We start from the raw sequence: 21,043 nt of genomic DNA, 5'->3' as shown, positions 1-21,043 counted from the left end.
ATGCTGCGAGCCGACAGACCACTGGTAAGCCGTGTGCGGGAAATCCGCATGCACGGTTTGAAAGGGGGCGTTGGCTCTCTAACCGGCCTTCGGGCCTTTTTGCGAGCCAACGTCTACCAATGACAAGCCAGACCACAGAAAAACCCCTGCACTGGGTTGGATCGTCAAAGAAGGATCTGCTGGCCTTGCCGCCCGAGGTGGTGGATGATTTTGGTTACGCCCTGGGCGCGGTGCAAATCGGTTCCACTCCGCCGCAGGCCAAACTGTGGAAGGGCGAAGGCTCCGGTGTGTTGGAGTTGGTCGATAACCACCGCGGCGATACGTTCAGGGCGGTATACACGGTGCGTTTTGCCAAGGCGGTGTACGTGTTGCACTGCTTCCAGAAAAAGTCACCAAGTGGTATTCGAACCGCGCAGAGCGACATTGACCTGATTCACGAGCGTCTCAAGCTCGCCCAGCAACATTACAAGGACCATCATGAGCATTGACGCGAAAGCAGCCACCGCAGAAAAGATTGAAATGGGTACCGGCAACGTGTTTGCCGACCTTGGTTTGTCAGACCCCGACGAGCGTCGCTTGCGCGTGCAGTTGGCAACACGCCTGAACGACTTGCTGCAAGCCGAAGGGTTGACGCAAGCTGCCGCGGCCAAGCGTCTGGGAATTGCGCAACCTCATGTGTCGGAGTTGAAGAACTACAAACTCAGCCGTTTCTCCAGTGAGCGGCTGTTGCACTACATCACGTTACTGAATCGGGATGTCGAAATTTTCATCCGTCCAAAAACCAATGCAAAAGCAGATCGTCCTGGGACCGTCATGGTCTGGGCGGCAGTCTGATCATCCTGCTCCTCGTCAAACTGGCGTTTTCCTGGCTGGCTTCATGAGTCAGCAGGTACCATCACGCTACCGATATTGCCAAGGAGAGCCATCCAATGCTCAGCGCTGAATTCCTGATCACCTCGTTTATTGTGGTGCTGATCCCTGGCACCGGGGTCATCTTTACCGTCTCCACCGGCTTGGTTCAGGGTCGCAAGGCTAGCGTGTTTGCGGCACTGGGGTGCACGGCCGGCATCGTGCCGCATCTGCTGGCCACAGTGCTGGGTCTGGCCGCCGTGATGCACACCAGCGCGCTGGCCTTTCAGGCACTCAAGTACGCCGGCGTTGCCTACCTGTTCTACGTGGCCTATGCCACCTGGCGTGACAAGTCGGCTTTCGCCTTGGACGGAAATCCCTCCACCAGCAGCGCCACAGGTTTGGTCGTCAAGGCCTTCCTGCTCAACATTCTCAATCCCAAGCTGACCATCTTCTTCCTGGCTTTCCTGCCGCAATTCGTTCAGCCGGGCAGCACCGAACCGCTGTTCCAGCTGCTGCTGCTGAGCGCCACCTTCATGGTCATGACGTTTGTCGTGTTCGTGCTTTATGGCTCCCTGGCGCATCTATTCCGCAAAGCAGTGATCGAATCGCCGCGCGTCCAAAGCTGGCTGCGGCGCGGCTTCGCGGCAACTTTTGCCGGCCTCGGCGCGAGCCTTGCGCTGACCGAAAAGTGAGACCCAAGCCGGCGGCCAAAGGGTCCGGCTGGCGGCTGACTCATCGTCGGATTTGACTCTCCGGCGCCTGCTTTCTGCACTTCATCGCATGGCGCTGTCGCGTCTGCGGAGCCTGGCATAAGCTTTGGTTCAGGCGGTCAGGAAGGCCGCATTTTTGGAGAACCTCATGTCCATTGCCGACGATTTGATCCGACTGGAACAACTGCGGGATCGCGCCAGCCTGAGCGCCGACGAATTCCAGCGTGCCAAGAACAAGCTGCTCAATACCCCGCCGACTGAGCCGGTATTGCAGGCCATCAACGGCTTGCATCGCTCCGCCACCGACCGTTGGCTGGGCGGCGTCTGCGGCGGGCTGGCTGCCGCCACCGGCATGCAGGCCTGGATCTGGCGCATCGTGTTCGTCATGAGCCTGTGCACCGGATTTGGGCTGCTGGTCTATCTGGCGCTCTGGATCTTTGTACCGCTGGCGCACGACCTGCCGCTGCTGCGCGCTTCCTGAGGTCAACATGAGACATTGGTTGCGACAGAACCGGGGTTTCCTGGTGTTCATGCTGTTGTTGGGGCTGTTTCGCAGCGCCGTGGCGGACTGGAACCCGATCCCCTCGGGCTCCATGCACCCCAACATTCTGGAGGGCGACGTGGTGCTGGTGAATCGCCTGGCTTACGACCTGAAGCTGCCCTTGACGGAGCGGGTGCTGATGCATCTGGGCGATCCGCAACGCGGCGACATTGTGACCTTCACTTCGCCGCGCGACGGTGTGCGCCTGATCAAGCGCATTGTTGCCGTCCCGGGCGACCGTATCGCCATGCACGATAAACAGCTGGTCATCAATGGCCAGCGCGCCAGCTATGTCGCCGTTGCGCCGCCGGCCGGTGGCGCGGCTCTTGATGCGCCCTGGCAGGCCCAACCCTACCTGGAGCAATTGGCCGGCAACCAGCGCACCATCCAGTGGCTGCCCGGTGTACTGGCCCGGGACAACTTCCAAGCGCTGACCGTCCCCGAGGGGCAGTACCTGATGCTGGGAGACAACCGCGACAACAGCGCCGACTCGCGCTATATCGGTCTGGTGCCACGCCCACTGCTGACCGGCAAAGCGGTTCGGTTGCTGCTGTCAGTGGATATTCTGGGGGCCTGGTGGCCGCGCTGGGAGCGCTTCGGTCAAGCGCTGGGCTGACCCGCCGCCGCCAATGGCCTATTCAGCGGCCGCCCGCCACGTCCAGTAGCGCGCCGGTGCTGTAGCTGGACTCGTCCGACAGCAGCCAGACAATCGCCTGCGCCACTTCCAGCGCGCTGCCGGCGCGCTGCATGGGTACCAGCGGCGCCAACTGATTGGCCCGGTCCGGCTGGCCGCCCGAGGCATGGATCTCGGTCTCAATGATGCCGGGCCGCACGGCGTTGACGCGAATGCCTTCCGCCGCCACTTCTTTCGCCAATCCGAGCGTGAAGGTGTCGATGGCGCCCTTGCTGGCGGCATAGTCCACGTACTGGCCGGCGCCACCCAGCCGTGCCGCCGCGCTGGAGACGTTGACGATGGCGCCGCCCGCGCCGCCGTGGCGCGTGCTCAGGCGCTTGACGGCTTCCCGGGCGCACAAGAAACTGCCCAGCACGTTGATGTCGAACATGCGCCTCAGGCGTGCCACGCTCATGGCATCGACGCGCTGCGCCATGTCCACGACACCGGCGTTGTTCACCAGGGCCGTCAGACGCCCCAGCCGGCTGTCGATCTCCTCGAACATCGCCAGCACCTGGGATTCAAGCGCCACATCGGCTTGCACGGCAATGGCCTGGCCCCCGCCAGCGCGAATTTGCCGCACCACGGCGTTCGCCGCCTCTTCGTTGGCGCTGTAGTTGACGGCCACGGCGTAACCGCGTTGCGCGGCCAGCAAGGCGGTGGCGGCGCCAATGCCGCGCGCGCCGCCAGTGATCAGGACGATTGGGTTCACGGTGTCTTCCGTTGAAAAAAATGAGGGAACAAAACAGAGGTTTGCGACCGACTCATGTTAGCCCAGCCGCCAAGGTGGTGCCGGCGCAGTGCCACTCAGCTCCTTCTGGTTTCCATCCACACCACCAGCAGCAGACCGGCAACCACCAGGGCCAGGCCGCCAAAGGCCGCTGGCATCGGGCGCTCCCCGACGACCAGGATGGCCAGCACAAAAGCAGTCACCGGCTCGGCCAGCGCAAAAGTCACTCCGGTCGCGGCCGAAACGTGGCGCAGTGCATGGCTGAACAGCAGGTATGAAATCCCGGTCGCGATCAGTCCCAGGTAAGCCACCATGAGCCAGGTCGAACCGGTGGCCGAGAAAGTGCCGGCGGTCAACGCCGCAACCGGCACCGCAATCACGGCGGCCGTTGTGAAAACGGAAAACGTTGCCATCACCGGCGAGCTGATACCGATCAGATGCTTGCTGACCAGGGTGTAGCTGGCGTAAGCCAGACCGGCCGCCAGACACAGGGCCAAGCCCACAGCATCGAAGCGGGTAGCGCTGCCGGTGCCCGACAGCATCAAGCCTATGCCCATGACCGCCAATGCCGTCCCCAGGCACCAAAGAGGCCCAGGCGGCCGCCGGCTGATCAGGGCTTGCAGCAGGCCGGCCCAAACCGGTCCGCTGCCGATGGCAACGGCGGTGCCGGTGGCGACGCCGGTCGCCTTGACGCCGGCAAAAAAGCACAGGTTGTAGGCCGCCATGGCGCTGCCGCCCAGCACGATCCAGGGCCAGGCCCGGCGCAGCCGGGAGTCGACCTGCGCCCGACCGGCGCGACCGAAAAAGACCAGGCCGGCAAAGAAGACGCTGGCGATCGCCAGCCGCAAGGCGCCAATCCAATAGGGCGAGGACTGCGCGGCGGCAAAGGTCTGGGCGGTGCCGGTGGTGCCCCACAGGACAGCGGCCGCCAGTCCCATGGCGGCACCGGTGAGCGACGGGTTTTTCATGCCGCCATGATGCGCCCGGTAGGCCCCTGCGACTTTCGAGCAACGCTCGACCTGGGTTAGGGCCTGTTCACACTATTTCTACTCGCAAAAATAGTGTGAACAGGCCCTAGTGCGCGCGCAATTGCCGGGTGCTGAACTGGCGCTCGCGCTTGAGGGCAAAGCTCAGGGCGCTGGCGGACTGATAACCGACTTGCAGTGCGCTGGCGTCGAGTGCCATGCCCTGGCGCAGCAGCTGTTCGGCGCGGTCCAGCCGGCGCCCCCGAAGATAGGCTTGCGGCGTCAGCCCGGTCAGTTCCAGCAGCCGGGCATGAAAGCGCGGCGTGCTGAGGAAAAAAAGTTGCGCCATGCGCGCGGTCGGCCAGGGCTGGTGCAAACGGCCCGCCAGCGCGGCATCGAGTTGCGCCAGATCGATGCCGCGGCGTGTCAGCACCCGGGGCGCTTGCAGCAGTTGCGCGATCTGCAAGCCGGCATCGGCCTGGCGGACGCTGGCGCGGCAGGCCGGCGTGACGGCAAAGCGCCGCAGCTGGTCGAGACCGGGCAGCGGCGGCACATCGAGCACGAACATGCGCACCTCGGAGGCGGCCAGAAAACCATGTTCGACACCGGCCGGGATCAGCATGCCGCAGGAGCTGTCGGCAAACGTGCAATGACCGTCGATCTCCAGCTCCATGCGTCCCTGCAAGGCAAACATGATCTGCACATGCTCATGCGCATGGCTGGCGCGCTCGCCGCTGTAGCGCCGAATCCCGCTGGCCAGGATCTCAGGGCTTGTCGGGTGCTTCATCGCTGACCTCGCCAGCCGCGTAATTTCGCCACTGCCGCATGGCGTTGCGCATCGTCAGCACCTGGCGCTCGAACGTGGGACAGGCGGCGCAAACGGCCATGTGCAGGCGCAGTGCCAGCCGGTCGCGCCACGGCAGCGCGCGGTCTTCCCGCGCAATCACCAGCGCAGTGACTTGCCGGCAGGTTCTGCGAAATGGCGTCATGTGGTTTTCGGTTGGGCAAACCAGTTCAGTTCAAGGCACTCGCGCAAGCGCAGCCGGGCCCGGTGCAGTTGCACGTACAGGTTGGTCGGCGTCAGGCTCAATTCCTTACAGATTTCCTCGCTGGAGAGCTCCAGCCACTCGCGCATCAAAAACAAGCGGCCTTGCACCGCCGGCAGTTTTTTGGCGCAGACGTCCAGCACTTCCAGAAACTGGCGGCTGCTCAACTGCTGCTCGGGGTTGCCCCAGTCGGCCGGCTGTTGCTGGAAGTGCCCGTCGGCCTTGAAGCCCAGATATTCCAGCGGATCGGCGTCATCGTCCTCGGAACTCTCCAGGCCACAGACCTCGCGGCTGTGCTGCCGCAGCGCGTCGATCACCTTGTGTTTCAGAATGCCGACCAGCCAGGTCTTGAGTTGCGAGCGGTTGGCAAACGATTGCGGTTTGGCCAGCGCCGCCAGCACGGTTTCGGACACCGCATCCTCGGCCCAGGTTTCGTTGCGCAGTTGCAGCCGGGCAAAGCGCAGCAGGTAGTCGCGCTGTCCCAGCAACTGCTGCTCGAAGGAGGGTGGGGTGGTGTCGCTCATGATGGACTGCGCAGTGTAATCGGCCCGACCGGACTTGCTGGTCAGTGAGTTTCAATCGCTGTGGTACAGACCGATTGCGCGGCGCTCAGCACTTGCCCGCGCGCGTCCTGAACCCAGCCGATCAGGCGCAGCCGCTCCGGCTTGGTGCCCTCCGGGACATTCAGCGGACGCAGCTCACGGTAACGGGCCGGCCCGGTTGCCGGGCGCTGATCCGGCCGGTCCCAGCTCGAGATCAGTACATTGCGGACCAGGTTCTTTTCCACCGCCGCGCCCTCGACCCCCGCCGGGACGGTCTCCACCAGCAGCAGCCAGGCCGTCAGGGGTTCTTGCCGCCGGACTTTGGCGCTGATCTGGAATTCGATGATGGCGCCCAGGTAGGCGCCCAGGGGCAGGCCCTGCGCCACCCGCAGTTGCAGGCCGGGCCGGTTCAGTACCCTGCTGCGGGTCACGGTCGAGCTGGCGGGGCTGGCGCGCCCCAGGGCCGCCAGCCGCGTCTGTGCCTCGCGCAGGGCCGCCGCCGACAGGGGCGCTTCGTCGCCCTGGTCGCTGGGTACGATCCAGTCGATGCTCAGTTCCTGTGGCCCGGGATGGGCAGTTGGCGCGGCGCTCCAGCAGGCCGCGCAGTCGGCGCTGATGAAGTGCTCGACCAGGGTCAGCGGTGCGGCCTGACCGTCGCTGGTGCAAAGCGACTGGGCCGCCGCGCCGTGCCCGGCACAGACACTCAACGCCATCCAGAGCAAGACATTCTTCATCAGCGATTTTTCTCCATGCGGCGGTCAGATTCGGAACCCGGCGGCGCCAGTGACCGGGCTGGAACCCTGGTTCAAGGTGCGGGGATTTCCGGACGCTGCGCGGCCTTCGCGCGTTCGCAGGCCAGCAGGATGCGCTCCGGCGTGGCCGGCGCCACCAGGTCGACGCGCGCGCGGTGCTGGGCTGATGCGCTGACGGCATCGCGCAAGGCGAAGAAAGCGGACAGTGACAGCATCAGCGGCGGTTCGCCCACCGCCTTGCTGCGGTAGGGCGTGGGCCGGACGTTTCTGCCGTCGAACAGGCTGACCCTGAAATGCTCCGGCACGTCGCTGGCTACCGGGATCTTGTAAGTGCTGGGGCCGTGCGTCAGCAGCTTGCCGTGCGCGTCCCAGATGCATTCCTCCATCGTCAGCCAGCCCAGGCCTTGCACGTAGGCGCCCTCGATCTGGCCCTTGTCGATGGCCGGGTTGATGCTCTGGCCGACGTCGTGCACGATGTCCACCGCCTTGAGCCACCACTCGCCGCTGCGCGTGTCGATTTCCACCTCGCTGACGGCGGCGCCGTAGCAGTAGTAGTAGAAGGCACGGCCTTGCAAGGTGTTGAAGTCGTACCGGATGTCGGGCGTCATGTAGAAGCCCGTCACGCTCAGGCCGACGCGCTCCAGCCAGGCCTGTGTGACCAGCGCTTGCCAGGGCACAGTCTGCATCGCAGCGGCCGTGCCAGCGCCCACTGTGCTGCGGGCAATGCCGGCCTCAAACTCGACCGCTGCCGCATCGCAGTCCAGCAGCCGGGCCGCCACCGGCGCCAGCCGTGCGCGCAGTTGCGCACAGGCATGGTTGATGGCGGCGCCGTTGATGTCGGCACCGCTGGAGGCCGCGGTGGCGCTGGCGTTGGGCACTTTTTGCGTGTCGCTGGCAGTGACGCGCACCCGGCTGACCGGGATGCCCAAACCGTCCGCCGCCACCTGCGCCATCTTGGTGTTCAGGCCCTGGCCCATTTCGGTGCCGCCATGGTTGACGCTGACCGAGCCGTCCTGGTAGATGTGGACCAGGGCGCCGCCCTGGTTCAGCATGGTGGCGGTGAACGAGATGCCGAACTTGAGCGGTACCAGCGCCAGGCCGCGCTTGCGGCTTTTGTTTTGCGCGTTGAACTGGTTCACGGCTTGGCGGCGCGCGCCGTAGTGGGCCTCGGTCGCCACCTGGTCGATCACCCGGTCGCCAATCCAGTCCTCGATAGTCTGGCCGTATTGGGTGGTCATCGACCCAGCGTCGCCCGACAGCGCCGGGTCCCGGTACAGGTTGGCGCGGCGCACTTCCAGCGCGTCCTTGCCGAGCCGGTGCGCAATCTCCTCGATCACGGTCTCGATTCCGAACATGCCTTGCGGACCGCCGAAGCCGCGAAACGCGGTGGCGCTCTGCATGTGGGTCTTGCAGCGGTGACTGACGATCTTGAGGTGCGGCAGGTAATAGCAGTTGTCGATGTGCAGCAGGGCGCGGTCGTTCACCGGGCCGGAGTAGTCGGTGCTGTGGCCGCAGCGCGAGGCCAGCACCACGTCCAGGCCCAGGATGCGGCCGTGCGGGTCGAAACCGCAGTCGTAGTCGATGCGGAAGTCGTGCCGCTTACCGGTGATCATCATGTCGTCGTCGCGGTTGACGCGCAGCTTGACCGGGCGCTGTAGCTTGAAGGCGGCCAGCGCCGCGCTTTGCGAGAAGATGCTGGAGTTGCCCTCTTTGCCGCCGAAAGCGCCGCCCATGCGCCGGCAGATCACTTCCACATCCTTGGCCGACAGCTTCAGCGCGGCCGCCGCCTCGCGCTGGTTGCCGTCCGGGTGCTGGGTCGAGACGTAGAGCGTGAGCTGGCCGTCCTCGCGCGGCACCGCGTAGGCGATCTGGCCTTCCAGGTAAAACTGCTCCTGCTGGCCGCACTCGGTGCGGCCCTGGATGCGCAGCGGTGCGCCGGCGATGGCACTCTCGGGCTGGCCGCGCGTGATGCCCCTGGACGGCATGACGAAGCTCTGCTGGGCCAGTGCCTGGGCTATGCTCAGGATGGCGGGCAGCTCCTTGACGGTGACCTTCGCCCCTTTGGCGGCTTGGCGGGCCTGGCGCATGCTGTGCGCCACCACCACGGCCACCGGCTGGCCCAGGAACTGCACTTTGCCATCGGCCAGAAACGGGTCGTCGTGGACGATCGGGCCGCAGTTGTTTTCACCGGGAATATCTTGGGCCGTGAACACCGCCACCACCCCGGCTTGCGCCAGCAGGGCGGCGCGCTCAATGCCTTCGCCCAGCAGTTCGCCGTGCGCCACCGGTGACAGCACCAGCGCGGCGTAAAGCGTGCCGCGCAGTTCCGGGATGTCGTCGGTGTAAGTGGCCTGGCCGGTCACGTGCAAGCGGGCCGATTCGTGCGGCAGTTCCCGTCCCTGCTCGGTGGCGGGCGCCAGTTCCCGGGGCGAGGTGGGTGCGTTCATGGGGTCACCTCGGGCACGCTGCCAACGGCTTCTTCAATAAATCGCAGCACCAGATTGCGCGCCAACAGCGAGCGGTAGGCCCAACTGGCGCGCAGGCCGTCGCGCGCGGTGAAGCTGGCGGCAATCGCCTGGTCCAGCTCGGCCGCGCTGACGGCCTCGGGCGTGCGGCCGTTGATCACGGCTTCCAGTCGGGGCGCGCGGCAGGGCGATGGCGCCAGGCCGTTGTAGGCCAGCCGGACCCGGGTGAACTTGCCGTCCACCAGTTGGTAACGCAGGGCGCAGCAGGTGGCGGAAATGTCCTGGTCGAAGCGCTTGCTGACCTTGTGCGCTCGGAACACTTCGCCGGGACCGGGTTTCGGCAGATCAATCGCGGTGATGAACTCGCCGCTCTGCAAGGCGTTCTTTTTCTGACCGGTATAGAAATCCTCCAGGGCCAGCGTGCGTGTGCTGTCGCCCCGGCGCAATTGCAGGCTGGCGCCCAGGGCCAACAGGCACGGCATGCTGTCTCCGATCGGAGAGCCGTTGGCGATGTTGCCGGCCAGCGTGGCGGTGGAGCGGATCGGCGGCGAACCGAAGCGGCGCAGCACCTCGGCAAAGTCGGGGTAGACATCGGCCACCAGGTTTTGCACGTCGGTCAGCGAAACTTGCGCGCCGATGCGCCACAGCGTGCCCTGGTCTTCGATCTGGCGCAGCTCGCTGACGCCGCCGAGATAAACAATTCTGCCGGGCCGCGCAAACTGCTTGTTGACCTGCAAGCCAATCTCCGTGCTGCCGGCCAGCAGTGTCGCGTCGGGGTGCCGGCTCAGGTAATCGGCCAGCGCCGCCAGCGTTGTCGGCGTGAAAAAATCTTGACCCTCGGCGCTGTGCAGCACGGCCGGCTGCGCGCTCTCACGCCGCAGTTGGCGCAGCAGGGGCAGGTCGGCGCTGTCGTCGAGTTTCAACTGGCCGGCCGGCGCGGCGGCGGCCTTCTGGGCGGCCTCGACGATCGGCCGGTAGCCGGTGCACCGGCACAGGTTGCCGCTCAGGGCGTCGTTGATTTGGTTGCGCGTCGGCTGGGCGACCGTCTGCAGCAAACCGGTCAGGCTCATCACGATGCCGGGTGTGCAAAAGCCGCATTGGGTGCCGTGACTGGCCGCCAGCGCCTGCTGCACCGGGTGCAGGTCGCCGTTGCCGCGTTGCAGGCTTTCCACCGTCTTGACCGACTTGCCATGCAGTGTCGGCAGCAGTTGCAGGCAGCTGTTGACGGGCCGGTAATTGATCGTCGCGCCGGCGCCGTCGAGCTCGCCCAGCAGCACCACGCAGGCGCCGCAATCGCCTTCGGCGCAGCCTTCCTTGGTGCCGCTGCGCTGCAATTGCTCGCGCAGGTAATCCAGCACAGTGCTGCCGTGGTGCTCGCCGCCGGCCTCGATGATGGCGCCGTCGAGGACAAAGCGCACGGAGTTGGGATTGGGGGTCATGCTGGGGTGGCCGGCTGGGATGATTGGGATACGCAAGGATACGGCGGCGAACCGGTCTATTTGGCCAGTATGGGAAATAGTTTTACCAGGCCGTCGGACATCACCTCGACCGCCAGCGCCGCCAGAATCAAACCCATCAAACGGGTCATCACATTGATGCCGGTTTTGCCCAAGATCCGGGCAATCGGCCGCGCCAAGGCAAAGCACAGGGCGGTGGCCAGACCGATCACCACACCGTAGCCTACCAGCGTGCTCAATTGCAGGAAAGTCTTGGCCTTGTCGGCATAAATCACCACCGTCGACATGGTGGCCGGGCCGGTCAGCAAGGGAATGGTCAGCGGCACCACGGCAATGCTGGCACGAGCTGCGGCGTCGTGCATTTCCTCTTCGTTCGATTTGGCTTCGGCCGGTTGCGCATTGAGCATGGCCAGGGCCGAGGTCAGCAGCAGCATGCCGCCGCCGACCTGAAAACTGGCCAGCGAAATGCCGAAAAATTCCAGAATGTGCAGACCCATCAGGGCGCTGATAGCGATCACGACAAAAGCGCTGAAGGATGAAATCCAGATCGTGCGGCGCCGCTGCTCGGTTGTGAAATCCTGTGTGTAGTGAATGAAGAACGGCACGATCGCCAGCGGATTGACGATCGCCAGCAGGGTGACCAGGGGTTTGAAATCCACGGACATCTTTCTTCTTCTTTGCGGGGTCAAGGTTTGCGGCAGTCGCAGACCTCATTGCCCTTGTCGAAAATAATGCGCCAGACGCCCGGGGCTTCCAGCCGCCAGATCGAGGTGAAAGTGGCAATCAATTTGCCCTGGGCGTCGCGTACCGGCCCGGAACTCAGGGCCAGCGTGCCCGAAGGCAGTACCTCCACCTGCTCCGGTTGCCAGGAAAACGGTGCCTTCGCGCCCTCGTAGAAGCGCTTCCAGGCCTGCGCCACCTGTGCCTTGCCGTGCAGCACCTTGGGCTCCGAAAAGAACACCGCTTCCTCGGACAGGAAGGAGGCAAAAGCGGCGTGGTCCCGATCGGCCATTGATTTGGCGAAGGCGCGCTCGGTGTCTGCAACCGCTTGCCGCAGGGCTTCAGGCTCTGGCGTGGCAGCAGTCATGCCGGCGCAAGCCGACAGCAGGGCGCCGGTGACCAGTAGGAGGATGAGTGTGATGTTGCGCATGGCTGAGCCCTCGTTGTTTTCGATTTCATGTTGGCGCCGCAACCGAGGGTGGCGACGGGTGCAGGCGTGCCATGGCATGCGCGTCGACATAGCGGCCATGGCGCAGGGCATAGGCCCGGTGCGTGCCCTCCAACACGAAGCCGTGCGCCCGGTACAGGCGTTGCGCCGCCTCGTTATCGGTCCAGACAGTGAGTTCCAGGCGCAGCAGGTTGAGCCAGTTGTCGGCCAGATCGACCGCTGCTTTGAGCAAGGCGCTGCCTACACCTTTGCCCTGTGCGTCATCACGCACCGCCATGCCGATGCCGGCGGCGTGGGCGCGACGCAGGTTGGCGACCGGGTGCAGGCCCAGATTGCCAACCACCTCGCCACCCAGCACGGCGACCAGGATGCGGTCCTGCGGCGCCATGTTTTCCAGGCGCTTCTTCCAGACCTCGGTCGACTGCAGCGGAATTTGCAGGGTGCCGGCAGCAGCCCGCGGCTGCGCGTAGATCAGAGTACAGGCGGCGTAATCGGCGGGTTCGGCGTGGCGGATCGTGATGCTCATGGGCGGTTTCCTGCGGGTGGCATGGCTGACACGCGCAATCTACACCAGATTCGGTGCCGGGTCGCCCCCTGGATTGGATTTTTACCTCCAACCCGGGTCTGCCTCGCAACCGGTGTTCAGGCCGCGCTTGCCGGCGTCCGGGTGAGGACCTGGCCGCTGCGGGCGCCGCTGTGCCGGCCATGGCGCCAGGCCATGACGCCGTTGACGATCACGCAGTCGATGCCAGCCGCGGCTTGCGCCGGCGCCGCATAAGTGGCGGTGTCGCGTACCGTGGCGGCGTCGAACACGACCACGTCGGCGTGGTGCCCCACTTTCAGGGTGCTGCGCCCCTGCAGGCCGAAATTGCGCGCCGTCAGCCCGGTCATCTTCCAGACCGCCGTCTCCAGCGGGAACAGGCCGACATCACGGCTGTAATGACCCAGCACGCGCGGGAAGGTGCCCCACAGGCGCGGATGCGGGCTGTCGCCGACCGGAATGCCGTCCGACCCAATCATGGTTTCGTCGAAAGCCAGGATGCGCCGCACGTCGTTCTCGTCCATCAGGAAGTAGATCGCACTGCCGGGCTGCAAGCGTTGCGCGGCCTGTTCCTTCGATACCTGCCACTCCGCGGCGATGGCGTCGAGTTCGCGGCCGGCGCACTCCGGGTGCGGCGTGCTGGAGGCAATTAGCACCCGGCCTTCGAGCATGCCGCGGTCGCTGCGTATCATGGTCGAGCCGGCGTCGTAGGGATAGCAGTCGAGCGCCACGCACTGGTGCTGCATGGTCTCCCGGATGAACGGCAGGGTGATGGCCGATTTGCCGAAATTGGGCTTGCCCATCGCCTTGTGGTGCGAGATCACGACGGGAATAGCCAGCTCGCGGCCGATGCGGAAGGTTTCCTCCAGCGCCTCCAAGACCTTGTCCGACTCGTCGCGCATATGCGTGACATAGAGCCCTTTGTGCGCCGAAAGGGGGCGACCGACTTCAATGATCTCCTCGGTGCTGGCGTGGCTGGCCGGCGGGTAGAAAGTGCCGGCGGAGAGGCCCAGCGCGCCGGCCTCCATGGCCTCCTGCACCCAGGCCTGCATGGCGCGGATCTCGTCGCCATTGGCTGCGCGGTCCAGCGCTGCCATGGTCATGACGCGCAGCGTGGAGTGCCCTACCAAGGCCCCGACGTTGACGCTGGAGGGGGCCGCGCGCAAGGCCTTCAGGTAGGCGGCAAAAGAGGGGAAGCGCCGGTCCGGCGGCAGGCCTAACAGGGTCAGGGGCATCGGCAGGTCCAGCGCCGGGCGCAGCGGTGCGGCGCTGATGCCGCAGTTGCCGACGATGACGGTGGTGACGCCCTGGGACAGCTTGAAAGTCATGTCGGCCTGCGACAGCAGGGCCTCGTCGTCATGAGTGTGGGCGTCGATGAAGCCGGGTGCCACGATGCGGCCGCGCGCATCGATTATTTCGTCGGCGCTGTGGCCGCTCAGGTCGCCGATGGCGGCGACCTGGCCGGCGCGGACGCCCACGTCGGCGGTAAAGCGCGGCGCCCGGGTGCCGTCGATCACCGTGCCGTCGCGGATCAGCAGCTCGTAGTGTTGAGGTTGTGTCATGGCATCTCCTGGGTCTGTGGTTCGATGACTGGCTCGGCTGCGTCCGGCCTTAGCGGAAGTGGCAGGCGACCCACTGGCCACCGTTGGGGTTGGCGGCGCGCTGGGTCAGGGCCGGACTTTGTTGCTGGCACAGCGGCTGGGCCAGCGGGCAGCGGGTGTGGAAGCGGCAACCCGGCGGTGGCTTGGCCGGGCTGGGCGGGTCGCCTTGCAGCAGGATGCGCTGGGCCGGCGTGCGCGGGTTGGGCACCGGCACGGCCGACAGCAGGATTTGGGTGTAGGGGTGCAGCGGCGCCGCGAACAAGGTATCGCGGTCGGCCACTTCGACGATGCGGCCCAGGTACATGACGGCGACGCGGTGGCTGATGTGGCGCACCACCGCCAGGTCGTGCGCCACGAACAGGTAGGCGATGCCGAACTCGGCCTGCAAGTCCATCAGCAGGTTGATGACCTGCGCCTGCACCGAGACGTCCAGCGCCGACACCGGTTCGTCGCAGACGATCAGTTTCGGGTTCAGCGCCAGGGCGCGCGCAATGCCCAGGCGTTGGCGCTGCCCGCCGGAGAATTCATAAGGGTATTTTTTGGCCGCTTCCGGCCGCAGCCCGACCTTGGCGAACAACCATTGCACGCGCTCGCGCCGCTCGGCCGCCGAGACGCCGGCGAAGTTGCGCAGCGGCTCGGCCACGATGTCGCCGGCCGACAGGCGCGGATTGAGCGAGGCATAAGGGTCCTGAAAGATGATTTGCAGGTTGCGCCGGCGCAAACGCATCTGCTCGGCGCTGAGCGTCAGCAGTTCCTCCCCGTTGAGCCTGACCGAGCCCGAGGTGGGTGTGACCAGCCGCAGCACCGACTTGGCGGTGGTGGTCTTGCCGCAGCCCGACTCGCCCACCAGCGACAGCGTTTCGCCCTGCGTCAGCGAGAACGTCACTTCGTCCACTGCCTGCACCGCCGGGCTGGCTTTTTGCAGCCACTTGCGCGGCGCCAGGTAGTGCTTCCTGAGTTTCTCCACCACCAGCAAGGGCGGCGTGACGGCGGGCGCGTTCATGCGACGGGGAACTCCAGGTTGATGCGCTTTTCTTCCACCGCAAAACAGGCCACATGGTGCCCTGGGCCTTGCGTGGTGAGCCTCGGCACCTCGCTGCGGCAGCGTGCCTGGGCATAGTTGCAGCGCTCGGCAAAAGCGCAACTGCGACCCAGCTGGTTGAGCGCGGGCACCATGCCCGGGATTTCGGTCAGGCGCGTGCTGTGGGTGTTGATCGAGGGCATGGAGGCCATCAAGGCCCGGGTGTAGGGGTGCAATGGATGGTCGAACAGGTCCAGCACATCGGCTTCCTCCACCTTGCGCCCGGCGTACATCACGACCACCCGGTCGCAACTTTCGGCCACCACGCCCAGGTCATGCGTGATCAGCACCACGCCCATGCCCAGTTCTTTTTGCAGGCGCTTGATCAGTGCCAGGATCTGCGCCTGGATAGTGACGTCCAGCGCGGTGGTGGGTTCGTCGGCGATCAGCAGTTCGGGCTTGCAGGCCAGGGCCATGGCGATCATGACGCGCTGGCGCATGCCGCCGGAGAGCTGGTGCGGGTATTCGCTGGCGCGTCGCTCAGCCTCCGGGATCTGGACCAGGCGCAGCATTTCGACGGCGCGGGCCAGGCCTTCGGCGCGGCTGGTCTTCTGGTGCAGGCAGACGGTCTCGGCGATCTGCCGGCCGATCGTCAGCACCGGATTGAGCGAGGTCATCGGCTCCTGGAAAATCATGGAAATGCGGTTGCCGCGGATGTCGCGCATCGCACGTTCGCTGAGCGCGAGCAGATTGCTGCCGTGGTAGCGCACCGCGCCGCTGTGGCGCGCCGGCGGCGTCGCCACCAGGCGCAGGATGGAGAGCGCGGTGACGCTCTTGCCGCAGCCCGACTCGCCGACCACGCCCAGCGTCTGGCCGGAGCGGATCGACCAGGAGACGCCGTCCACCGAACGTACGGTGCCGGCCAGCGTGTCGAACCAGGTGCACAGGTTATCCAGCTCCAGCAAAGGTGCCTCGGCGCCCGATGCAGGGGCGCTGGCGGGGGTGTTGATGGTGGGCATGGTGTAGCTCAAGGTCGCCTGCTCACAGTTGCCGGGCCAGCCGCGGGTCCAGCGCGTCGCGCAGCCCGTCGCCCACCATGTTGATGGCCAGCACGGTGGCCGCCAGCAACAGGCCCGGGTACAGGATGATGTGGAAGGCCACCGCCACGAAGTTGCGACCCTCGGCCATCATGTTGCCCCAACTGGGCGTTTGCGCCGGCACACCGACCCCCAGAAACGACAGCGAGGCCTCGATCAGCACGGCCGAGGCGGCGACGAAAGTGGCCTGCACGATCAGCGGCGCCATCATGTTGGGCAGCACGTGGCGCCACAGGATCACCGGCAGCCGGGTACCGACGGCGTGCGCCGCTTCCACGAACAGTTGCTCGCGCAAGGTCAGCGAGAGCGAACGCACCAGCCGGACCACGCGCGGAATTTCGGGCACGATGATGGCCACGATGACGGTGCTCAGGCTGGCGCGGGTCACCGCCATCAGGGCGATTGCCAGCAGGATGCCGGGAATCGCCATCAAGCCGTCCATCACGCGCATCACCGGGCCATCGGCCCAGCGCACGAAGCCGGCCAGCAGCCCCAGCAGTACGCCGCCCAGGGTCGCCAGCACGGCCACCGTCAAACCCACCACCATGGAGACGCGCCCGCCCCAGACGGCGCGGCTGAAGACGTCGCGACCCAGCGCATCGGTGCCGAAATAGTGCGCTGCCGAGGGGCCCTGCATGCGCACCAGCGGGTCGATATCCTGCGGGTCATGGTTGGCGATCCAGGGCGCCGCCAGCGACAGCAGCGCGACCGCCAGCAGCAGCAGGGCGCCCAGGATCAGCGTCGGGTTCTTGCGCAGCCAGCGCCAGCGGCGCAGCGGTGGCGCGGCGCCGGGCGTCAGTTCAGGGTCGATGGCGGTATGGCCGGTCATGGGGCGAGGCATCAGTACTGGATGCGCGGGTCGAACAGCCGGTAGCTGAGGTCGATCAGCAGGTTGATCAGCACGTAAACGCCGGCCGACAGCAACAGCACGCTCTGGATCACCGGGTAGTCATGGTGCAGCACCGAATCGATCACCAGGCGGCCGACGCCGGGAATGGCGAATACGGTCTCGGTCACCACGACGCCGCCAATCAGCAGCGCGATGCCGACGCCCACCGTGGTGGCGATCGGGATGGCGGCGTTGCGCAGCGCGTGGCCCAGCACCGGCAGCACCGCCAGACCCTTGGCGCGGGCGGTGCGGATGTAGTCTTCCAGCAGCACCTCCAGCACGGTGGCGCGGGTCATGCGCGTGACCAGTGCGATGTACACCAGGGCCAGGTTGATGCAGGGCAGCACCAGGCTGCGCAGCCATGGCCCCAGGCCTTCGGACAGGCGTGCATAGCCCTGCACCGGAAACCAGCCGAGCTGGATCGCCAGCGTGTAGATCAGCAGGTAGCCGATCAGGAACACCGGCGCCGAGAACGCCAGCACCGCGAACAGCATGACGACGCGGTCGATCCAGCTGCCGGCGCGGTAGGCTGCCAGGGTTCCCAGCGGCACCGCCACCAGCAGCGTCAAAGCCATGGTGAGGACGGCAATCGACAGCGTCGGCTCCAGCCGTTGCGCCAGCAGCTGGGACACCGGCACCTGGGTAAAGATGGAGGTGCCCAGGTCGCCTGTTAACAGACGCCCCAGCCAGAGCAGGAACTGTTGGAGCAGCGGCCGGTCCAGACCCAAAGCGGAACGCAGCCGGGCGATGTCCTCCTCGCTGGCCATGTCGCCGGCAATCAGCGTCGCCGGGTCGCCGGGCGACAGGTGGATCAGCAGGAATACCACCAGCGCCACCACCGCCATCACTGGCAAGGTGGCTAGCAGTCGTCTGAGAAGGTAGCCCACGCGAGTGCGTCAACCGGGCTTGACTTATTTGTCCAGCAGCCACAGCAGGGGCAGTCCGCCCCACAGCTTGTCGACACCCTTGAGTTCCTTGCGCGCGGCAAAGGCCGGCGAGTACTGGCCGGCGTTGATATAGGGCACCGCCTCGTAGGCCCGGCTCTGGAACGCATCGAGCAAAGCCTTGCGCTTGGCCGGCACGGTTTCCTTGATCCAGGCCGAGCGCAGTTCGTCGAGTTGCTTGTCGCAGACCCAGCCGGGCAGACCGTTGCCGCAGGCGGCGCTCAGGTAAGCATTGGTGATCGGCGAGTTGACGTCGAATTCACCGGCCACCGTGACGTACATGCTCCAGCCGCCGGCTTCCGGTGCCTCGCGTTTGGAGCGCCGGCCGCTGATGGAGGCCCAGTCCATGGTCTGTGCGTCCACGTTCATGCCCATGCTGCGCAGGGTCTGCGCCGCCATCAGTGCTTCGGCGTTGAGGTAACTGACGTCGCTGGGGACCAGCAACACCACTTTCTCGCCCTTGTAGCCAGCGTCGGCCAGCATCTGCTTGGCCTTGGCGACGTCCGCCACGCGGTACGGCTCGGCACCGGCCGCGGTGTCATTGGGACCGCCGCAGATGAAGTAGGTCGGGCAGTAGGTCACGCGCATGTCCAGCGGGTAACCCATGGCCGCGGTGAAGCGATCCTGGCTGACGGCTTTGAGCACCGCCTGGCGCACCTTGGGGTTGTTGAACGGCGGATGCAGTTGGTTCATCACCAGGAAGCCCTGCCAGGAGCCGGCCGCGCCAATCTTGATATTGGGGTCGCTGCGCAGCGGTGTGATGTAGTCGGGCGGGACCTGCTCGATGTAATCGACCTCGCCTTTTTTCAGTGCCGCGACGGCGCTGTTGGAGTCCGGCAGGTAGAGCCACTCAACCCGGTCGAAGGCCGGTTTCTTGCTGCCGGCCAGCGCGCTGGGCGGGTCCGTGCGGGCCACGTAATGCGGGTTGCGCACAAACACCACCTTGTTGCCGGGCACCCATTCGTCGCGCTTGAACATGAAAGGCCCGGAGCCCAGCACTTCGGTCAGCGGCGCCGTGGTGGGCAGCTTGGCCAGACGCTCGGGCATGATCACCGGCGGGAACGCCGAAGGCTTGGACATGCCCTCCAGCACCATGCCGAACGGCTCCTTCAGCGTCAGCGTGAAAGTCCGGGCATCCAGCGCCTTCCATTCCGGCGCGGCGACGGCGGTCATGGCGCGGCCGATGCTGTCGCGTGTGGTCCAGCGCTGCATCGAGGCCACCGCGTCGGCGGCGGTCACGGCGCTGCCGTCGGAGAACTTGAGTCCCGGGCGCAGCGTGAAGGTCCACAACTTGCCGTCCTTGGAGGTGCTGTATTTTTCCACCATCTGCGGCCGCGGCACGCTCTTGGCATCCAGGCCGAACGGCATGTCGTAGACCATGTAGCCAAAGTTGCGCGTGATGTAGGCGGTGGTGAAGGTGGGGTCCAGGATTTTCACGTCGGCGTGCGCCACCATGCGCAGCGTTTTGGTTTGCGCCAGCGCCGGCAGGCTGGCCAGGCTGATGGCAGCGCCCAGCAGCAGCGAAGACAGAGTGGTGAGAGCAGCTTGTCGTTTCATGGTGAGGTCTCCTGTAATGTTGGTTTGATGTTGACAAGTGAAATTTCAGGCGTCCAGCGGCCATTTGGGGCGGTGTATCTTGCGGTAATGCAGCGTGCCAAGGTCCAGCGTGACGGCCCCCGGAGCGGCCACGTAGATGACATGGCGGGCCAGTTTGGAGAAGGAGGCGTAGAAGTGCTGCGAGGATTTGACGACGATGATTTTCTTCGCCGCCAGGTCGCAGCCCAGTTGCGTGAACAGATCGGTGCCCATGGCCTGGTTGCGCAGGGTGATCAGCACGATCTCGATGCCCATGGCCTCGATCAGCGCACAGTCGCCCAACTGGCTGGGGGTGTTGGCCAGGCCGGTCATCACCATGTTGCTCCGGAGCGCCTTGACAGTGCAATCCAGGTCGATCGGCGCGCCCGACAGCGGGCTGATTTTGCCGCCGACGCGCAGCATCAGGCGCGCGCCGACGCCGGCATCGAAGGCGATGCGCACCGCCACCGGATCCCACAGGGGCCCCAGCGCCGCGTTGACTATGCCGCGCTCCACCATGCGGCGCAGGATGAAGGTCGAATCGCCGGCCGCGCCACCGCCGGGGTTGTCGGCACCGTCGGCCAGCACCACCGGGCCGCCGTCGAACGCCAGCGCCTGATCCAGCGCGGCGTCGATGCTGGGGTAGTGCACGGTGAGCTGCTCGCGCAGGGCGATCAGCTCATCGGCCAGTTGCCGCGCCAGTGTCTGGGCCCGGGCCGCGTCGCCGTCGCTATAGACCAGCACCTTGGTCCCCATCTGGGCCACGTCACCCCAGGCAAAGCCGTGCGAGATGGAGATCGAGAGCACGCCGTTCTTGCCCTCCAGGGCCTGGATGCGGTCGACGAAACCGCGCGCCGGCTGACGCGAGGTGTGCATGGTGACTATCATCTCGCAGTCCACCACGGCGGCCACCGGCTGGACTTTTCCGGCCACCTTGGCGGCGCACAGATCGACCAGTTCAAGACCGCGCTCGAGGATGTCGGTGTGCGGGTATTCCTTGAACGCGATCAGCACATCGGCGTAGCGGACCATGGCCGGCGTCAGGTGATTGTGCGGGTCGAGTTCGGCGCCGACCACGACGCCCGGTCCGACGATGGCGCGCACGCGCTCCAGCAGGTCGCCCTCGCAGTCGTCGTAGCCGTCGGCCACCATGGCGCCGTGCAAGCCTAGCAACACCATGTCCACCGGCAGCGCGCGACGCAGATCGGTCAGCAGTTCCTCGCGCAGGGTTTCATAGGCGTGGCGGGTCGTGATGCCGCTGGGCTGGGCGCCGGCCACCACGCCTTCGACCAGGTCCCAGCCCTGGTCAGCGCCACGCAGGCGCGCGGCCCACAGAGGACCGGAGAAAAAAGTCATCTGGTCCGGGTGCTGACCGGCCGGGAAGTAGCCGCGATCCCGGAACGAGGAAAGACCGGTGGGCATGGGGCCAAAGGTGTTGGTTTCTGTGGCCAGGGAAGCGCTGAAGACACGCATG

23 protein-coding genes are annotated in these 21,043 nt (G+C 65.8%); 5 read left to right on the top strand and 18 right to left on the bottom strand.

Going from position 1 to position 21,043, the window contains the following annotated elements; genetic code table 11:
• The first annotated feature begins 119 nt into the window (after positions 1-119).
• The 5 genes from PHS32_RS19580 to lepB all read left to right on the top strand — a co-directional run bounded on the left by PHS32_RS19580 (position 120) and on the right by lepB (position 2,719).
• On the top strand, positions 120-488 hold the full coding sequence (locus PHS32_RS19580; protein ID WP_301080799.1) for a type II toxin-antitoxin system RelE/ParE family toxin: 369 nt from the start codon (positions 120-122) through the stop codon (positions 486-488).
• Complete coding sequence (locus PHS32_RS19575) at positions 478-834, top strand: helix-turn-helix transcriptional regulator (protein ID WP_301080796.1); 357 nt, start codon at positions 478-480, stop codon at positions 832-834. Before PHS32_RS19580 ends, PHS32_RS19575 begins: the two co-directional genes overlap by 11 nt.
• Before the next feature lie 95 nt (positions 835-929).
• Positions 930-1,544, top strand: a complete 615-nt coding sequence (locus PHS32_RS19570) for a LysE family translocator (RefSeq protein ID WP_301080795.1) — start codon at positions 930-932, stop codon at positions 1,542-1,544.
• A 166-nt stretch (positions 1,545-1,710) separates the two neighbouring features.
• Positions 1,711-2,043 (top strand): PspC domain-containing protein, encoded by a 333-nt coding sequence (locus PHS32_RS19565; RefSeq protein WP_301080794.1) that lies wholly within the window; start codon positions 1,711-1,713, stop codon positions 2,041-2,043.
• A 7-nt stretch (positions 2,044-2,050) separates the two neighbouring features.
• A complete protein-coding gene (gene lepB / locus PHS32_RS19560; RefSeq protein WP_301080793.1) occupies positions 2,051-2,719 on the top strand; it encodes a signal peptidase I in 669 nt (222 codons plus the stop codon).
• Between the two features lie 22 nt (positions 2,720-2,741).
• On the opposite strand, the gene PHS32_RS19555 is transcribed toward lepB, so the two are convergent.
• From PHS32_RS19555 to PHS32_RS19470, 18 genes are all read right to left on the bottom strand, one after another.
• Positions 2,742-3,488, bottom strand: a complete 747-nt coding sequence (locus tag PHS32_RS19555; protein ID WP_301080792.1) for an SDR family oxidoreductase — start codon at positions 3,486-3,488, stop codon at positions 2,742-2,744.
• Between the two features lie 95 nt (positions 3,489-3,583).
• Positions 3,584-4,474, bottom strand: a complete 891-nt coding sequence (locus PHS32_RS19550; RefSeq protein ID WP_301080790.1) for an EamA family transporter — start codon at positions 4,472-4,474, stop codon at positions 3,584-3,586.
• Between the two features lie 106 nt (positions 4,475-4,580).
• Positions 4,581-5,258: an AraC family transcriptional regulator gene (locus PHS32_RS19545; RefSeq protein WP_301080789.1), complete on the bottom strand. Its 678-nt coding sequence runs from the start codon at positions 5,256-5,258 to the stop codon at positions 4,581-4,583.
• Positions 5,236-5,460 carry a zf-HC2 domain-containing protein gene (locus PHS32_RS19540; RefSeq protein ID WP_301080788.1) on the bottom strand — a complete coding sequence of 75 codons (225 nt, stop codon included), beginning with the start codon at positions 5,458-5,460 and terminating at the stop codon, positions 5,236-5,238. The genes PHS32_RS19545 and PHS32_RS19540 overlap by 23 nt, the downstream gene beginning before the upstream one ends.
• Positions 5,457-6,041, bottom strand: a complete 585-nt coding sequence (locus PHS32_RS19535) for a sigma-70 family RNA polymerase sigma factor (protein WP_301080787.1) — start codon at positions 6,039-6,041, stop codon at positions 5,457-5,459. Before PHS32_RS19535 ends, PHS32_RS19540 begins: the two co-directional genes overlap by 4 nt.
• Positions 6,042-6,082: 41 nt before the next feature.
• Positions 6,083-6,793, bottom strand: coding sequence for a hypothetical protein (locus tag PHS32_RS19530; RefSeq protein WP_301080786.1), 711 nt, complete (start codon positions 6,791-6,793; stop codon positions 6,083-6,085).
• A 71-nt stretch (positions 6,794-6,864) separates the two neighbouring features.
• Complete coding sequence (gene xdhB, locus PHS32_RS19525; RefSeq protein WP_301080785.1) at positions 6,865-9,258, bottom strand: xanthine dehydrogenase molybdopterin binding subunit; 2,394 nt, start codon at positions 9,256-9,258, stop codon at positions 6,865-6,867.
• Positions 9,255-10,715: a xanthine dehydrogenase small subunit gene (gene xdhA / locus PHS32_RS19520; RefSeq protein WP_301080784.1), complete on the bottom strand. Its 1,461-nt coding sequence runs from the start codon at positions 10,713-10,715 to the stop codon at positions 9,255-9,257. Before xdhA ends, xdhB begins: the two co-directional genes overlap by 4 nt.
• A gap of 56 nt (positions 10,716-10,771) precedes the next feature.
• The gene (locus PHS32_RS19515; RefSeq protein WP_301080783.1) at positions 10,772-11,392 is read right to left on the bottom strand and encodes a MarC family protein; all 621 of its coding nucleotides are present in this window, start codon (positions 11,390-11,392) and stop codon (positions 10,772-10,774) included.
• Positions 11,393-11,418: 26 nt separating this feature from the next.
• Positions 11,419-11,883, bottom strand: coding sequence for a nuclear transport factor 2 family protein (locus PHS32_RS19510; protein ID WP_301080782.1), 465 nt, complete (start codon positions 11,881-11,883; stop codon positions 11,419-11,421).
• A 25-nt stretch (positions 11,884-11,908) separates the two neighbouring features.
• Positions 11,909-12,427 carry a GNAT family N-acetyltransferase gene (locus PHS32_RS19505; RefSeq protein ID WP_301080781.1) on the bottom strand — a complete coding sequence of 173 codons (519 nt, stop codon included), beginning with the start codon at positions 12,425-12,427 and terminating at the stop codon, positions 11,909-11,911.
• Positions 12,428-12,543: 116 nt separating this feature from the next.
• The gene (locus PHS32_RS19500) at positions 12,544-14,004 is read right to left on the bottom strand and encodes a D-aminoacylase (protein WP_301080780.1); all 1,461 of its coding nucleotides are present in this window, start codon (positions 14,002-14,004) and stop codon (positions 12,544-12,546) included.
• 49 nt (positions 14,005-14,053) lie between these two features.
• Positions 14,054-15,046: an oligopeptide/dipeptide ABC transporter ATP-binding protein gene (locus PHS32_RS19495; RefSeq protein WP_301080779.1), complete on the bottom strand. Its 993-nt coding sequence runs from the start codon at positions 15,044-15,046 to the stop codon at positions 14,054-14,056.
• Complete coding sequence (locus tag PHS32_RS19490; RefSeq protein ID WP_301080798.1) at positions 15,043-16,083, bottom strand: ABC transporter ATP-binding protein; 1,041 nt, start codon at positions 16,081-16,083, stop codon at positions 15,043-15,045. The genes PHS32_RS19495 and PHS32_RS19490 overlap by 4 nt, the downstream gene beginning before the upstream one ends.
• 22 nt (positions 16,084-16,105) lie before the next feature.
• The gene (locus PHS32_RS19485; RefSeq protein ID WP_301080778.1) at positions 16,106-16,990 is read right to left on the bottom strand and encodes an ABC transporter permease; all 885 of its coding nucleotides are present in this window, start codon (positions 16,988-16,990) and stop codon (positions 16,106-16,108) included.
• A gap of 11 nt (positions 16,991-17,001) precedes the next feature.
• On the bottom strand, positions 17,002-17,937 hold the full coding sequence (locus PHS32_RS19480) for an ABC transporter permease (protein ID WP_301080776.1): 936 nt from the start codon (positions 17,935-17,937) through the stop codon (positions 17,002-17,004).
• Between the two features lie 24 nt (positions 17,938-17,961).
• Positions 17,962-19,551 carry an ABC transporter substrate-binding protein gene (locus PHS32_RS19475; protein WP_301080775.1) on the bottom strand — a complete coding sequence of 530 codons (1,590 nt, stop codon included), beginning with the start codon at positions 19,549-19,551 and terminating at the stop codon, positions 17,962-17,964.
• A 45-nt stretch (positions 19,552-19,596) separates the two neighbouring features.
• Positions 19,597-21,042: a M81 family metallopeptidase gene (locus PHS32_RS19470; protein WP_301080774.1), complete on the bottom strand. Its 1,446-nt coding sequence runs from the start codon at positions 21,040-21,042 to the stop codon at positions 19,597-19,599.
• Between the last annotated feature and the right edge of the window lies 1 nt (position 21,043).

The sequence above is a fragment of the Rhodoferax sp. genome, assembly GCF_028714215.1.
Classification (GTDB): Bacteria; Pseudomonadota; Gammaproteobacteria; order Burkholderiales; family Burkholderiaceae_C; genus Rhodoferax.
This window is presented reverse-complemented; position numbering and strand designations above follow the sequence as displayed.